This is a genomic window from Pedobacter cryoconitis (assembly GCF_014207135.1).
Taxonomy (GTDB): domain Bacteria; phylum Bacteroidota; class Bacteroidia; order Sphingobacteriales; family Sphingobacteriaceae; genus Pedobacter; species Pedobacter cryoconitis_D.
Genome location: NZ_JACHCC010000008.1, coordinates 290,662 through 305,977, shown reverse-complemented (window position 1 = coordinate 305,977; position 15,316 = coordinate 290,662). Strand labels below are relative to the sequence as shown.

Annotated in this window: 12 protein-coding genes; 4 read left to right on the top strand and 8 right to left on the bottom strand. The window is 39.4% G+C overall.

Features of this window, described 5'->3' with window-relative positions:
• Positions 1-71: 71 nt before the first annotated feature.
• Positions 72-1,406, top strand: a complete 1,335-nt coding sequence (locus HDF25_RS16540) for a sulfatase (protein ID WP_184626714.1) — start codon at positions 72-74, stop codon at positions 1,404-1,406.
• A gap of 24 nt (positions 1,407-1,430) precedes the next feature.
• Here HDF25_RS16540 and HDF25_RS16535 read toward each other — a convergent pair whose 3' ends face one another.
• On the bottom strand, positions 1,431-1,898 hold the full coding sequence (locus HDF25_RS16535) for a rhodanese-like domain-containing protein (protein WP_221450929.1): 468 nt from the start codon (positions 1,896-1,898) through the stop codon (positions 1,431-1,433).
• Positions 1,899-1,958: 60 nt separating this feature from the next.
• On the opposite strand from HDF25_RS16535, the gene HDF25_RS16530 reads away from it, so the two are divergent.
• Positions 1,959-2,318: an iron chaperone gene (locus tag HDF25_RS16530; protein ID WP_184626713.1), complete on the top strand. Its 360-nt coding sequence runs from the start codon at positions 1,959-1,961 to the stop codon at positions 2,316-2,318.
• A gap of 20 nt (positions 2,319-2,338) precedes the next feature.
• On the opposite strand, the gene HDF25_RS16525 is transcribed toward HDF25_RS16530, so the two are convergent.
• From HDF25_RS16525 to HDF25_RS16510, 4 genes are all read right to left on the bottom strand, one after another.
• On the bottom strand, positions 2,339-3,712 hold the full coding sequence (locus HDF25_RS16525; protein WP_184626711.1) for a serine hydrolase: 1,374 nt from the start codon (positions 3,710-3,712) through the stop codon (positions 2,339-2,341).
• A gap of 112 nt (positions 3,713-3,824) precedes the next feature.
• The gene (locus HDF25_RS16520; RefSeq protein WP_184626709.1) at positions 3,825-4,580 is read right to left on the bottom strand and encodes a hypothetical protein; all 756 of its coding nucleotides are present in this window, start codon (positions 4,578-4,580) and stop codon (positions 3,825-3,827) included.
• Positions 4,570-5,310 carry a PspA/IM30 family protein gene (locus tag HDF25_RS16515; protein WP_184626707.1) on the bottom strand — a complete coding sequence of 247 codons (741 nt, stop codon included), beginning with the start codon at positions 5,308-5,310 and terminating at the stop codon, positions 4,570-4,572. The genes HDF25_RS16520 and HDF25_RS16515 overlap by 11 nt, the downstream gene beginning before the upstream one ends.
• Positions 5,311-5,353: 43 nt before the next feature.
• The gene (locus HDF25_RS16510; protein ID WP_184626705.1) at positions 5,354-6,151 is read right to left on the bottom strand and encodes a hypothetical protein; all 798 of its coding nucleotides are present in this window, start codon (positions 6,149-6,151) and stop codon (positions 5,354-5,356) included.
• A 289-nt stretch (positions 6,152-6,440) separates the two neighbouring features.
• Between HDF25_RS16510 and HDF25_RS16505 the strand changes: the two genes are divergently transcribed.
• A complete protein-coding gene (locus tag HDF25_RS16505) occupies positions 6,441-9,464 on the top strand; it encodes a DUF2723 domain-containing protein (protein ID WP_184626703.1) in 3,024 nt (1,007 codons plus the stop codon).
• A gap of 62 nt (positions 9,465-9,526) precedes the next feature.
• Here HDF25_RS16505 and HDF25_RS16500 read toward each other — a convergent pair whose 3' ends face one another.
• On the bottom strand, positions 9,527-11,596 hold the full coding sequence (locus HDF25_RS16500; RefSeq protein ID WP_260409389.1) for a M13 family metallopeptidase: 2,070 nt from the start codon (positions 11,594-11,596) through the stop codon (positions 9,527-9,529).
• A gap of 58 nt (positions 11,597-11,654) precedes the next feature.
• On the bottom strand, positions 11,655-13,568 hold the full coding sequence (locus HDF25_RS16495) for an ATP-dependent RecD-like DNA helicase (protein WP_184626701.1): 1,914 nt from the start codon (positions 13,566-13,568) through the stop codon (positions 11,655-11,657).
• Positions 13,569-13,627: 59 nt separating this feature from the next.
• Here HDF25_RS16495 and HDF25_RS16490 point away from each other — a divergent pair, with 59 nt between their 5' ends.
• Positions 13,628-14,209, top strand: coding sequence for a uracil-DNA glycosylase family protein (locus HDF25_RS16490; RefSeq protein WP_184626699.1), 582 nt, complete (start codon positions 13,628-13,630; stop codon positions 14,207-14,209).
• On the opposite strand, the gene HDF25_RS16485 is transcribed toward HDF25_RS16490, so the two are convergent.
• Positions 14,198-15,184, bottom strand: a complete 987-nt coding sequence (locus HDF25_RS16485; RefSeq protein ID WP_184626697.1) for a GlxA family transcriptional regulator — start codon at positions 15,182-15,184, stop codon at positions 14,198-14,200. The two genes, HDF25_RS16490 and HDF25_RS16485, sit on opposite strands and share 12 nt — an antisense overlap.
• Positions 15,185-15,316: the final 132 nt, after the last annotated feature.

Below are 15,316 nucleotides of genomic sequence, written 5' to 3'. Positions count from 1 at the left end.
CAGGAATAAAATCATAGTGATACCACATGCTTCCTGTTAATTTTTATATATTGGAATATATTATTCAATACATGATCATCAAACACTGTTTTCAGCGAATTTTCATTCTCACATCCTTATTTTTAGCGGCACAGACTCATGCGCAGCAGCGGCCAAATATTATCATAGTTCTGGCGGATGACATGGGGTATTCTGATCTGAGTTGCTATGGTAATCCGGTGATTATGACACCTTTTTTGGATCAGATGGCCCAGAAGGGCGTTCGTGCTACAAATTATGTGGTTTCAAGTCCAGCCTGTACTCCGTCGCGTGCTTCCTTATTAACCGGAAGGTATGCAACCAGAATGAATTTGGGTGGGGTAATAGGGCCGGGGTCAACATTAGGTTTACCCGATCAGGAAGTCACCATTGCTGAAATGCTTAAAAAGGTAGGCTATAAAACTGCAATGATAGGCAAATGGCATCTTGGTGATCATATGGCATACAATAATCCTATGGCACAAGGATTTGATTCCTATTACGGAATGTTATATAGTCACGATTACCGGGCGCCTTATGTAAAAACTGATACTACTTTGAAAATATTCAGAAATGGCAAACCAGAGGTGATCAGGCCTGCGGATTCATCATTGACCGAACTATATAAGAACGAAGCGGTAAGATATATTAATGCCCAAAAAAAAGACAAACCTTTTTTCCTCTACCTGGCACATAATATGCCGCATTTGCCGATAGCTTTTGCTTCATCAGCAGAAAATAAAGGACGATCCGAAGGCGGACCACTCGGAGATGTTGTAGAGCAACTGGATGCCAGCCTGGCTGAAGTCTGGAAAGCTGTAGAAAAACAGGGGTTGGCTGATAATACCATCTTTATTTTTTCGAGTGATAACGGGCCCTGGATCAATTATCCAGACCGTATGGCCGGGGACGGTGCCACCAAACGTTGGCATGCCGGTACTGCTGGTGTCTTCAGAGGAAGTAAGGCAGAGAGTTATGAAGGAGGGGTTCGCGAGCCTTTTATTGTCTACTGGAAAAATCATACACCTGCGGGCGCTACAGTTACTAATATGATCAGTAACCTGGATGTATTACCTACACTGGCAAAATGGGCCAATGCTCCTTTACCTGAAGGGCGTACACTGGACGGTCAGTCGATTGCGGATATTTTAACGCAAAAAGGATTAAAACATCAGGCGCACCGTGAAATTTATATTGTCAATGATGGAATCTGTGAAGCTGTCCGTAAAGACAACTGGAAATACAGAGAGGTCAAAGGAAAAGAAACTGAGTTGTTCAATTTGTCTTATGATCCGGGTGAAAGAACAAACGTAATCGCTGATAACCCTGTAATAGCACGTGAACTGAAATTATTATTTGATAAATATCCAGGTAAAACAGAAAACTAATCGATTTACCTGGATATTAGGTTTTTACAATGTTTCTGTGTTTAACGGATATCCTTTGCTAATCCAGTCAGTTTTTAAATTAACCGGCAATTCCAATAAGAATGCGTTGGTAAACTTCTGATCTTTCAGAAGTTGAAAAGCAGGTCTGATATTGGGACATTTACCCATTGGACAACATCCGCAATACACTATAATGGTTTCATTTTTTGGAAGCCCTTTCAGCAATTTTCTCAACTTTTCCAGATTTTCTTTCTCACTTGCAGCACCCAGATGTACAGCTCCTTTAATATCCTGAACAACACCAATATTATAGATGTGCATTTTCTGGTTAGTACTGATCATTTTGGCCAGGACAGCAGGTCTGATCAGCTGATTGTTTTCCCAGGGATTACTCTGTAATCCATAAGAAGTTACGATCTGGGCATGAGAGCTGCTGATCCCTGCTATCAGGAAGATCAATATACAGGTAAGTTTATAAAGAATATTTTTCATGTTGAGGTATTGATTGATTTAATTTAACTTTAATAGAGGTAAAGATAGAAATATAGTACTATGAAAAATCCTATTGACATTGATGCGTATATTTTCAGTTTTCCGGAAGAAGCACAGAAATTGCTAAAGCAAATGAGACAGGTTATCCTCGAAGCAGCTCCACAGGCAACTGAGATAATCAGTTACGGTATGCCGGCGTTTAAATTCAAGGGGATGCTTGTTTATTTTAGCGCATATGAACATCATATCGGTTTCTATCCATTACCCTCAGCGATCGCAAAGTTTAAAGATGAATTATCAATTTATAAAAGTGCTAAAGGCTCAGTTCAGTTTCCAATTAATAAACCATTGCCTTTAACACTAATTAAGAGAATGGTAGAATTCAGGGTTATTGAGAACCTGCAAAAGGAGAAAAAGTAATATGCTTACAAAATCTGTTGTTACTTTTCCAGTTCAGCAATGATTCTCTTTGCAGCCCCATTATCAGGGTTAAGCGAAATAGATTTCTTATAATTTAATAAGGCTTTTTCTTTGTTTCCCTGAGTGTAATAAGCTTCGCCAAGACTATCAAATACATTTCCTGAAGCTGGAAAAAGCTCCGTGTTGTATTCGAACACAAGAATTGCATCTGCTATCTTTTTCTTGCCCATCAACAGATAGCCAATTTCGTTCAATGTAGATTCGTCAAAACTATAGAGCTCTTCATGTTCTCTTTTCATTTTCTCATAAAATGCCAGGATCTGGGTTCCATCCATTGAAGTCGGGGGAGAAGGAAGCGCATTGATCAGAGATTTTTTAATTTGCGAATAAGGTTTCCCATCCAGAATAGCCTGTATCGATGTGTTTATAGCATATACGTTATTCTGTTTATTATTGGTCATTAAAATGACCGTACGGCCTTTTGTTACTGTGCTGACCAGAAGCGCCTGATAATTCCAGTTAGATCCATCGTGTTTATGGTAAGTGACCTGATTACCTTCCATAGTGCCACCACCTAAGCCGGATTGCCCATTAGCATATGCTTCCAGCAGTTCTTTAGTAGAAGTAGGGTTGATGAATTTAAATTCTGTAATAGCTTTGGCCCATTTGTAGAAATCATCCAGCGTAACAGCTGTCCAGCCTGTTATCGGAATCAACATCTTATCCTGCTGATGATCATCATTATAACCTCTGGCAACCAGCTTATCATCTTCTGTAGGATCGATAATAGCGGTTTTCATCCCGCAAGGTTTCAATAATTTTTGTTCGACAAATTCTTTAAAAGATGAGCCGGTAATCTTTTCGATGATCCTTCTTTGCAGGAATACATTATTGTTGTTGTAAAAATAACCGGTACCTGGTTCAAAATTAAGCTTTTGCAGTTTTTTAAGGATAGCGAAGTTATCCGCATCATTGTTGACGCTATCCCATTTTATATCCGGTAATCCACTGGTGTATTGTAGTATATTGATGATTTTGACTTTATTTGCCCAGGAGGGAAGCTCGGGAAGGTATTTGGAGACCGGATCTTCCAGTTTCAGCTTTCCCTGTTCTTTTAACATCATGATGCCAACGGCATTAAACTCTTTAGCAATAGAGCCAATCTGGAAACGATAACGATCGGTTAAAGGAATCTTACCCGAAGCATCGGCAAAACCTATTGCCGCTTTGTAAATTACCTTGTTGTTTTCAGCAACCAGAATATTGCCATTAAACAATCCATTTTGACTGGCCCTGCGCATCAGTGTGTCAATCTCTGCCTGATGATTGGTTTGAGCGTTAACGTAATTGAAATTTAGACTGGCAGCAAGGATAAATAATAATATGGTTTTCATATACCTGAGTTATTTTATATTCCTAATAGACTCTGGCAAAAGCGAATTGTTGCAATGAAATAACAAAAAGCCCCGGCTTTGAAGGCCAGGGCTTTGATTAATGATTGATATTTTACCACAAAAACAGAGGTACCATCCAGATCGGGGATACATACCACGGATCATAGTAAGGTTCGTAATGTTCAACAGTTTCGTAAACAGTCGTCTGCTGACCATTATCATTGCCGTTGTTGTTTTGCTCGTCTTCTTTTCTTTGTCTGGCTTCTTCCTCCATCAGGCTGATCATCAGTTCGGTACCTTGTTTGATCATGTCAACCATGGCATCTTCCTGTACTTCTGTTGTTTGAATAGCAGTACTTACGATAGACTCGATTTCAGTCCAGGTATTGCTGGATACCAGATCCATCTGCCATCCTGTAGAGCTTGTGTCAAATCTGTTCTCGTTGATAAAGCTCATAAACACGATATCAGCCGGATTCAGTTTTTTGAACTGTGCTACGGCAATGCGCATATCGTCAAAACGCTGGTCGTTCTTAAAATTATCCCAGGCAGCATCACTGTCAAAATCAAAATACCGGGAGAAAGCAAATTCACCTTTTTCCAGATCGACAAATGAATATACATCGTATACCTTTAGATATTCAGTGTAACGAAGCATGAAATTGTCGAATACTTCTTTACCCTTAGGGGCAACATCGTAGTTCAGACCTGCAGTCTGAACATAGCCTTTCGACATCAACTCGATAAATAACGGCTCTAATATTTTATCATCGCCATTGGCAACTGTCTGAAATTTGTGATCACCATTGATCAGTTCATTCAGTAAGATAATGGCTTTATAGGTCTTTTTATCGTCCTCAGTTAGCATCGTTCTCTTTATTTAATAATTTAGGTGCTGATCCCTGCTGTAACTGTCTCTTGGCTTTGATAGCATCTAAAGCTGAAGTTGAACCACCAGCGTTTAAAGCTTTATCAATTTCCTGCTCAGTTGACAAAGTCGAATCCTGAATCTGCGCATAGGCAGCAGCACGGAATTCCTGAGCCGAAGCTTTTTCGTCCATACGGTTCAGTGTCTGTAATAAACCATCAGTATCAACATTTGATAAGGTCTTATTGATTTTTTCTGATACTTCGGCAGTTTTTGCACGTGACTGTATCATTTTAGAGCGCTCTTCAGTCTGGGCTATCTGATCTTTAATCTGTTTGATTTTCAAATCCATGACATTCACAGCACTTTCTTCTTTCTCAGCCATTGCACTATATTGCTCAGCCTCTTTTAAAGCGTCAGCATGTGCCTGTGCAGCCTTGGCAGCAAGGTCATTTCCCTGAACTTCATCCAGTTGTTTACTTTCAATACGATCCAGTAAACCATTGGTTTTATTCTCCCATTCATCAGCTTTATTACGCGCCTGTAATTCACTTGCACGATGAGAAAGAGCTAATGCTTTAATTTCAGCTTCACCCTGGATAGCCTGCTGATAGTTTTCGCGGAGTTCACGTAATATCTGATCCGCCATTTTAGCTGGATCTTCTAATTTATCTACTGCGGCATTTGCTTCCGCTTTTCCTATTCTGAATAATCTGTCAAATATGCTCATAGCTGTTAATAATTGAATTTTTAATGTGTTTTTAAATCTTTTGTTATCTGCGTCTTCCGAAACTTGAACGACCGCCGCCGAAACTTCTGTGGGATGAACCTGAACTTCTTGATGATGAACCAAAACTTGAGCTTCCCGATGAACTGGAGTTCGAACTGCGTGAAGAAGAACTGCTGTTTCCAAAACCTCCGCTGCGTACAGGCTGAGCGTTGTCACGTGTTTTGAATGAACGCTGAGAGCTCGAACCTGAACTCAGGCTGCTTCTGCTGCTACGGGTAGAGCTTACTGCCGAACTGGTTGTAGGTCTGTAATTTGTAGCTACACTGGTACGCGAATAATAAGACGGGTAACTACCATAGCGGTACATAGGCATATAGTAGCTATGCGGACGCATCAGGTAACTCATTAACAGGAAATCAGTGAATGAGAAATGCGAGTGGTACATGTAGTTACTGCCCGCATAATCTGGATTACTCTGAATGTTAAGATCAGCCGAAGAATTGTTATTGGTTGGATTAACCTTGATCGTGGCTACCGTCATCGATTGATTACTGCTGAAATCGTCAATGATCTGTAACTCATTTTTACCGGTTTCGTTAACCTTCAAAAAATCAATTTTACCATCCTTATCCAGGTCGAGATTGTTAATCTGGTTTTTAGGGTCGTTAATTGCTTTTTCAAGAACCTGAGGATTTGTACTGGTTTTGACAATCTCTCCCAGTTTGTTAACATCAAAACCAGCCGGGGCGTTACTTGAGATACTTACATTATTTTGTTGCGGATTCTGGCTGCAACCTGCGAGAACAATGGCAAAGCCTATTGCGATGGCTATATTTTTCATTTGTGTTTTGTATGCTTATGTAAAGATATTGATTTGTATATTACCTATAGCAGAATTTTGGGAATTAGATATTTCATAAAAGCTATTGTTACAATTTGACGAAAAGAAATTTGTAGTCTTAATTTTACCTCATAAAGCTGGAAATAAAGATGCTTGATTGATTATAGTCTATATATTTATACCTGATAAATAAGTTAATTAATGTTAAATCGACATTTTTTGAAACCTCTGTTTTTCAGGAGACTCTAAAAAAGTTGATATTCGTTATAGTATTAAGCACATATTTTAAATGCAGTACAAAAAAATCAATAATCTTCTAGGCTGGCTATGTTTTGTCGTAGCATCTGTAACCTACATTTTAACCCTGGAACCATCCGTGAGTTTCTGGGATTGCGGTGAGTTTATCTCCTGCGCCTATCGTTTACAGATCGCCCATCAGCCCGGATATCCGGTATTTGCTATGCTGGGGAAAATGTTCTCTTTACTCTCGTTAGGTGATGATACGAAAGTTGCCTACTTTATGAACATGGGATCTGCCATCGCCAGTGGAGCAACAATTATGTTTATGTTCTGGACGATAACTGCCCTGGCTAAAAAACTGTTACTCAATAAACGGGATGAAGTGGTGACCCAGTCAAACCTTTTCCTGATTATGGGTGCTGGTTTGGTCGGTGCGCTGGCCTTTACCTTTACAGATACGTTTTGGTTCTCGGCTGTTGAAACGATTGTATTTGCTTTATCATCCATGTGTACAGCTATTGTATTCTGGGCTATATTAAAATGGGATGCACATGCAGACGAACCCAGATCTGATAAATGGCTGGTGTTTATCGCTTATGTAATGGGCTTATCCATTGGTATCCATTTACTTAATCTATTGACCATCCCGGCTATAGCCATGGTTTATTTCTTCCGCAGAAGTAAAAATATCACGGTGAAAAATGGTATCTGGGCTTTCCTGGCAGGAGTGGCGATATTAGGTATTGTCCAATATGGTATCAGAGGTTATACCGTGAAATTTGCTGCTTATTTCGACCTGTTTTTTGTAAACTCACTGGGACTGGGTTTTGGTACAGGTGCGATTTTCTTTATCCTGCTAATTGTTGGTGCATTGGTTTGGGGGATCATCTACAGTATCCGTCATCAGAAACGTGTGCTTAATTTAGCTCTTTTGTGTACTGCTTTCATCTATTTTGGTTATGGATCTTTTGCTTATATCCCTATCAGGGCTACTGCCGATCCTCATCTGAATAACTCGCATCCTGACAACGCTTTTACGCTTTATGGTTATCTGAACCGGATACAATATGGAGAAAATCCATTGTTGACCGGGCCTTATTATGATGCGAAAGTTACGGACCAGAAAGAAACAAGTATTATTTATCGTAAGGGAAAAACATCATATGAAAACGCTGGACACAATGTAGAAGCGATCTATGATCACAATACCATTTTACCCCGCATGTATAGTACCAGTCCTCAGGATGTCCAGTTTTATAAAGACTGGTTACGGATTCCTGATGGACAGGCCCCAAATTTCACGGATAATATGAAGTGGATGTTTAGCTGGCAAATGTACCAGATGTACTGGCGTTATTTTTTCTGGAATTTTGCAGGTCGTTATAATGATGTAGACGGACAGACAAAGACCAACAGTGTTGACGGTAACTGGACAAGTGGTGTTTTTGATGGAAGCAGACATCTGCCGAAATCGGTAATTGATAGTACAACCTATACACCTTTATATGCATTGCCTTTAATCCTGGGTTTAATCGGCTTGGTTTATCATTTTAACCGTAAAAGGAAAGATGCATTGGTTGTTCTGCTGCTTTTCTTTTTCACCGGACTGGCCATTGTGCTGTATGTGAACCAGCCTTCGGTACAGCCAAGGGAGCGGGATTACTCTTATGTGGGGTCCTTTTATGCTTTTGCCATTTGGATAGGACTGAGTGTAATTGCGATTGCAGAGTTTTTCCGGAGATTTATTAATGCTAAAACTGCTGCTATTGGTTCGACTGTGATTTGTCTTTTTCTTGCTCCGGTTTTGATGGCTTCAAAAGAATGGAAAGATCATGACCGTTCAACCAAGTGGACTGCACATGATATGGCTTATAATTATTTGATTTCCTGCCCGCCTAATGCTATTTTATTTACCTACGGAGATAATGATACTTATTCGTTGTGGTATGACCAGGAAGTAGAAGGGATAAGACCTGATGTACGTATTGTTAACCTGAGCCTTTTTTCAGGGGACTGGTATATACGTCAGATGCAGAAGAAAATGAACCAGTCAGAACCATTGCCGATCACCATGCCTTATGATAAGTATAAAGAAGGAGTAAGAGATGTGATTTATTACAATGACCAGCAGGTTGCAGGAGCGGTAGAGGTAAAAGATATATTTGATTTTATCACATCTGATGATAAACAGTTCCAGGTACAATATCAGAATGGAGAATATGGGAACTATCTGCCGACCAAGAATTTTAAACTCACTATCAATCCAGATGAAGTAGTGAAAAATGGTGTGGTTCCGGCAGATCAGAAAGGTAAACTCGTCAAAAGTATGGAATGGGTATTTCCGGCAAATTACATTACCAAAGAGAAACTGGCAATGATTGATATACTGGCACACAATCACTGGAAACGACCTATTTGCTTTACAACTACTGCAGGGGAGGATAACCTGATGGGTTTACAGTCTTATTTATATAAGGAAGGTTTCACCTACCATCTGATCCCTTTAGAGAAGGATACAACAATCCGCAATCAGCTGAGTAAAACTAATACAATGGTGATGTATAATAACATCATGAATAAATTCAAATTCGGCAATTTTAAGCATGCACGTTATCTGGATCATGAATCTACATCAATGTTTTATCCGTTGATGACTTCGACTTTTATTGATCTGGCACAAGGTCTTATTCAGCAGGGGCGTAGTGACCTGGCATTGAAAGTACTTCATAAATACGATCAGGAAATGCCTGATATAATGCCCTATATTGATGTCGCAGGACATAAGTTGTTCCTTGCTCAGCTGGCATTCAGACTGCATGACTATGCTTTAGGAAACAGGTTGGTCACTACTATAGATAATTATGTTGTGGATCAGCTGGACTATAATTACCGTTTGCTTACTGAAAATAACACTGATTTAGATTTACGTAATGTTCAGATCAGTATGGAGGTTTTAAATGATATAGCTCAGTTTACTAAGGATAGTCAGCAAACTGCGATTTCCAATAAAGTAAAAGCACAGCTGGATGATTATATGAGGAAATTTAAGCCTGTGATGAGTGCAGGAAAATAGGATATAAAAAAACTCCCTGCTGATTTGAAGCAGGGAGTTTTTTTGTTAAATAAAGGCCTGTTTTACCAGATTTTTACTCTTTTTGAAGGGTCGATCCACATCGCATCTCCCTTTTTTACTTTAAAGGCTTCATAGAATTCAGGAACATCGGCAAATGGGCCATTTACCCTTAAAAATGCTGGTGCATGAACATCAGTCAATATCTGGCTGGCCAGTTGCTGATCTCTCTGATGTCCTAACCAGCCTAAAGAATAGCCTAAGAAGTACCTTTGTAAAGGCGTTAAACCATTTATCTTCTTATTTTCCTTGTACTGAGCTGTTTTTTTGAAAGCATCCAACCCCAGGACAATGCCACCCAAATCTGCGATGTTTTCTCCTAAAGTTGCTTTTCCATTGACATGCATGCTATCCAGTACTTTATAGCTATTGAACTGATTAACCAGCATTTGAGCTTTGGCAGTAAATTTAGCTGAATCCAGAGGTGTCCACCATGCTTTCAGATTTCCTTTAGCATCAAACTGGCGACCCTGATCATCAAAACCGTGGGTGATTTCGTGGCCAATAGTTGATGCCGCACCGTAACCATAAACTACAGCGTCGTCAACCTCTTCATCTTTTACACCTGGTATGCTGAATATAGCTGCGGGTAATACAATCTCATTATTGGAAGGATTATAATAAGCATTATACGTCTGAGGTGTCATATCCCATTCCGAACGGTCAACAGGTTTGCCTAATTTATTAACCTCACGCTGATACCACCATGCCTGGGCCCGGATTACATTCATGACATAAGAGCTTCTGTCGATATTTAAAGTGGAAAAATCTTTCCATTTATCCGGGAAACCTACTTTAGGGTTGATCTTATCTAATTTGTCTATTGCTTTTTGCTTAGTTGCCGAACTCATCCAGTCCAGTTTTTCGATATGCTCTTTATAACTGGTTCTTATTGCTGTAACCATATCCGAATAACGTTTCTTTGACTTTTCAGGGAAATAAGCTTTTACAAATAACTGCCCCAGGACTTCACCCATTAATGCATTTTCTGTATCCAGCACTCTTTTCCATCTTGGTAGCTGCGCTGTTTTACCAGCTATAACTGTTCCGTAGAATCTGAATCTTTCTTTATCCAGGTCTTTGTTCAGATAAGGAGAAGTGGAAGATACCAGGTTCCAGCGTAAGTAAGCTTTCCAATCATCGATAGAGAAAGTTTTAAGCGCTTTATTCAGCGCCTGATAATATTCGGGCTGACCTACGATTACGCTGTCAGCTTTTTTAATTTTAAGCTTCTGAAAAATATCAGTCCAGTTTATACCAGGTGTTAACTGGTTAAGCTGACCTATTGACATTTTATTATAGTTATGATAAGGATCACGGAGGTCTTCCAGTTTACGGGAACTGGTCGCCAGGGCTGTTTCAATTGCAAATACCTTTTTTGCAGCCCCCGATGCTTCCTGTTCTGTCAGTCCAGAAAGTTTCAGGACAGCTGGCAGGTGTTTCTGAGCATAATCATTTCTGATGGTTTTGGTACGGGTATCAGTATTAAAATAATAATCGCGATTAGGTAAACTCAGACCACTCTGTGAAAGATGAAGCATCATCATTTCACTGTTTTTCTCATCCTGTCCGATAGATAATCCAATGAAATTTTCAATACCAATGGTAGTCAGATGGGCTGAAACATCCAGAACACCGTTCACATCTTTAATCTGCTGGATTAAGTTAAGTTCTGTTTTCAGATCATTTATCCCTCTTTTTTCTATACCCACCGTGTCCATTCCACTGAAATAGAAATCGGCAATTTTTTGACTATTAGTCCCTTTGGCTGCATTTTCTTTCAATGCATCCTCATTTATCTTTTTAAGTTTTTCACGTATTTCTTCCTGTACAAGATTCCCTATGCCCCAGCTTGAATAGGCTGCGGGAATCGGGTTTTTCTTAATCCATGCACCATTGGCATATTTAAAGAAGTCCTGACCTGGACTTACAGTGCTATCGATATTTTTGATAATCGGATCATTCGCTGCATAAGAGGCCTCTGAGTTCTGATGATTACAGGAAGTCAGAGTAGTACCGAGCATTAATCCCAGGCTACAATAGGTTAGCAATTCAATCTTTGTGCATTTCTTCATTGTACAAGATGTTTTTTTTTAGATTTAAAGATGATAATTTTTTTAGTAAATTTTAGGATCAGAACAGCTGTAAGGTAGTCGAATTCTGATTTCCTGAGGAAGTTTTCGGTTTAGCATTAACCTGTGTATTATGTTCGCGGATCCATGAGGTGTAATTTTCAGCTTTGATGGGTTCAGCCAATAAGGTTGCAGCCTTTTGCAACAGCGAAATCCTATGCTCAACCATTGGCCTGTATTTCTGGAAAAGATGCTGTAATTCCTGCTGGATCTTATTTTTCGGTTTAATCCTGATATTTTTATTGACCGGGTTTAAAACCAGCATATTGATTTCTTTGGTAAAATAGGCTACTGCCGATTCTATTCTTGTCTGTAAGGCCGGCTGATCATTAAAATCAGTTTGCTTTTGCAGGTTGATGACCTGAAGCTGGAAGCGGTCCGCTAAAGTGATTAGTTCTTTAATTGATTTTCTGAGCTGTGTAAACAGCACTGTATATTCAGGAATATTTGATCTGACGATCTCTGGTCTTGAACTGACATTCTCCAGTTCAGTCAACAGATGATTAAATGAAAAATGGTTAAGAACCAGCTGGAGAATGAATTTCTCCTGACCCTTCACCAGCACATTATCCAATTCTTCTTCTTTAGCCGGTTTCATATAATTGATAACCTCTGTATTGGATCTCAGACTTTCCGTATTAATTTTTGATTTCAGGACTAATCCATTTAAAGTCCTTACCCGGCTTAAGGCTACATATACCTGGCCTGCTATAAATGATTTGCCGGCATCTATAATGGCTTTATCAAATGTTAACCCCTGGCTTTTGTGGATAGTTACTGCCCAGGCAAGTTTGATTGGATATTGAGAAAATTCACCTACCTGCTGCTGCACAATAACCTTTTCTGTGTCTGTTTTGTATTCAAAGGACTGCCACGATGATTTCTCTAACAACAGGTCATCTTCATCCGGAAAAGAGATATAGATTTCATCTTCTTTGATAGATTTTATTTTTCCAATTTTTCCATTGTAGAATTTTCTGTTATCACCACTATCATTCTTAATAAACATGATCTGGGCACCTGCTTTTAATTTCAGAGTTTGCTCAGCCTGTAAGCCTGCATCTCTGAATTCTCCGCTGGTCTCAGCGGTAAACGTATATTCTTCACCCGGAATTTCATCCAGTTTTGCCTTATTGATTGCATTGGCTTCTGCATTATGCGAAGTGATAATAATAGGATTCAATTCGTCCGAAGCCATAAAATCAGGATCAAATCTTTGGTTTAATAAAGCAAGATCTTTCTCGTTGATCTGGTTATTCCGGATGCTGTTCAGGATATTGACAAATTCTGGTTCTGTCTGACGGTATATCGTGGTGAGTTCTATCTGTAAAACCGGATCTCTGCGGATAACATGCCCTTCAAAAAAATAAGGAGAGGCATAAGCTCTGCTTAAGAATGCCCATTCTTCTCTTTTGGTTACTGGTGGTAATTGATAAAGATCACCAATAAGCAGTAATTGCACACCTCCAAAAGGCATATTGTTCTTTCTTACCGAACGCAGGATGGCGTCGATCATATCCATTAAATCACAGCGGACCATAGATATTTCGTCAATGATCAGTAATTCCAATTCGTTGAACAATGTTGTTTTTTCTCTGCTGTAACTCAGGTCATCTACCATAGACTGAATGGACATAATGCCTGATTGCAGATCTTCAAGACTAATTTCCCCAGGGAAAAAGGAACCTGAAGGCAGTTGAAAAAATGAGTTGATGGTTGTGCCTTTTGCATTCATCGCAGCAACACCAGTAGGAGCTACTACAACCATCTTTTTTGTGCTTTCTTCTTTTATCCTTTTAAGCAGGGTAGTTTTTCCTGTTCCTGCCTTTCCGGTAAGAAAAATATTCTGATTGGAATACTCAATAAATGATAGAATTTTGTCGGAAATTGAATTAGAAGGCACACTGTTAATCATTCACCAAATTTAACTGAATTTTTCTTTAATTGTGCCTATATTGTAATCTAAGGCTATTTATGGACGAACTTTTAAAGGATATCAGAGCTTGTACAGTATGCAGGGATTATTTACCTAATGCCCCTAAACCAATTGTACAGGCGAGTGTTAACTCGAAAATTCTGGTCATTGGACAGGCTCCGGGACAAAAGGTACAGGATAGTGGAATTCCCTGGAACGATCAAAGCGGAAATGAGTTAAGAAGATGGCTTGGGGTCAGTAAAGAGCAGTTCTATGATGATCAGTTATTTGCACTGGTTCCTATGGGATTTTGTTATCCGGGGAAAGGTAATTCAGGAGATCTTCCGCCGCGCCCTGAATGTGCTCCATTATGGCATCAGGCTTTATGGAATGCTATGCCAGGGATCAGACTGACTTTATTAATCGGGCAGTATGCCCAAAACTATTATCTGAAAGATAAGGTGAACAGGTCGCTGACAGAAAGAGTCCATCATTTTGATGAATATCTTCCTTCATTTTTACCTCTGGTCCATCCGTCTCCGCGAAACAGGATCTGGCAGATGAAGAATCCGTGGTTTGAATCAGAGCTGGTTCCTTTTTTGAGAGAAATAACAGAAGATATAATGAGATCAGTTCATTAATCCTATATTCCCATATTTTTTCTGGTATTCCTTCGGATTGAGAGCCACATGTCTTTTGAAAATTTTCCTGAAAAACCCAATATCTTCATAACCACATTTGAGGGCTATCTGCTCAATACTGTCATGACTGTTTTCAAGCGATTTTTTTGCCGCCTCTATCCGCACACGCTGCAGATATTCGAGCGGAGTATTACTGGTCGCCTTCTCGAAACGACGGATAAAATTCCGGGCACTCATATAGTGTTTTTCAGCTAATTTCTCGGTCGAAAGAGCTTGTTGATAATTGTTTTCGATGAAAATCTGCGCTTCCATAATTTTTTCATCAGTATGATTCCGCTGAAGCTGAAATACAGAGAAGGTATGCTGAGGCTGCTGGTGGGTATTGATCATCAGTACTTTTGCAACTGTGATAGCTTTTTCATGTCCAAAGAACTTCTCAATCAGATAAATCATAAATGTTGTGAAGATGAAAGCGCCTCCGCAAGTATAAATGTTCCCCTGATCGACAATGATTTTGTCGTCCTGGACTTCTACTTTTGGATATTTTTGTCTGAACTGATCTGCAAACCTGATGTTCGTAGTCACTTTTTTACCTTCAAGTAATCCTGTCTCGGCAAGTAAAAAGGCTCCGATACAGATACTGGCTAAATTGGCATTTGTTTGATGCTGTTGCTTCAGCCATTTAACCAGCATCCGTTCATGACTGATCACATGGTCAATTTTTGCTGAACGCATAGCCGGAATGATGATCAGATCATAAGTGTTTTCAGTGGCAAGTTGTTCTTCTTTACCAGTATTCAGTGCTTTACGCCATATTTTTTTCTTATATTCTCTGATATAATCTATTTCAATACTGTCTTTTAAGGAGGTGCCTGTCAGTAGCGGCTGTACATAATCTAATGCACTCCATATTTCAGCTGGTCCGGTTACACAGGTTGGTACTGCGTGTTCAAAATTAAGTACTGCTAAACGCATAAGCATATTTTGATTAAAACTGATTATAAAGATATTATTCACCTGGCAATATCACCCAATTTAATTGTCATTTCTGTCAGGCTGATATCTCCGTAAATCCGGCTATGTTTGGATAGTAAATCAATAAAACAA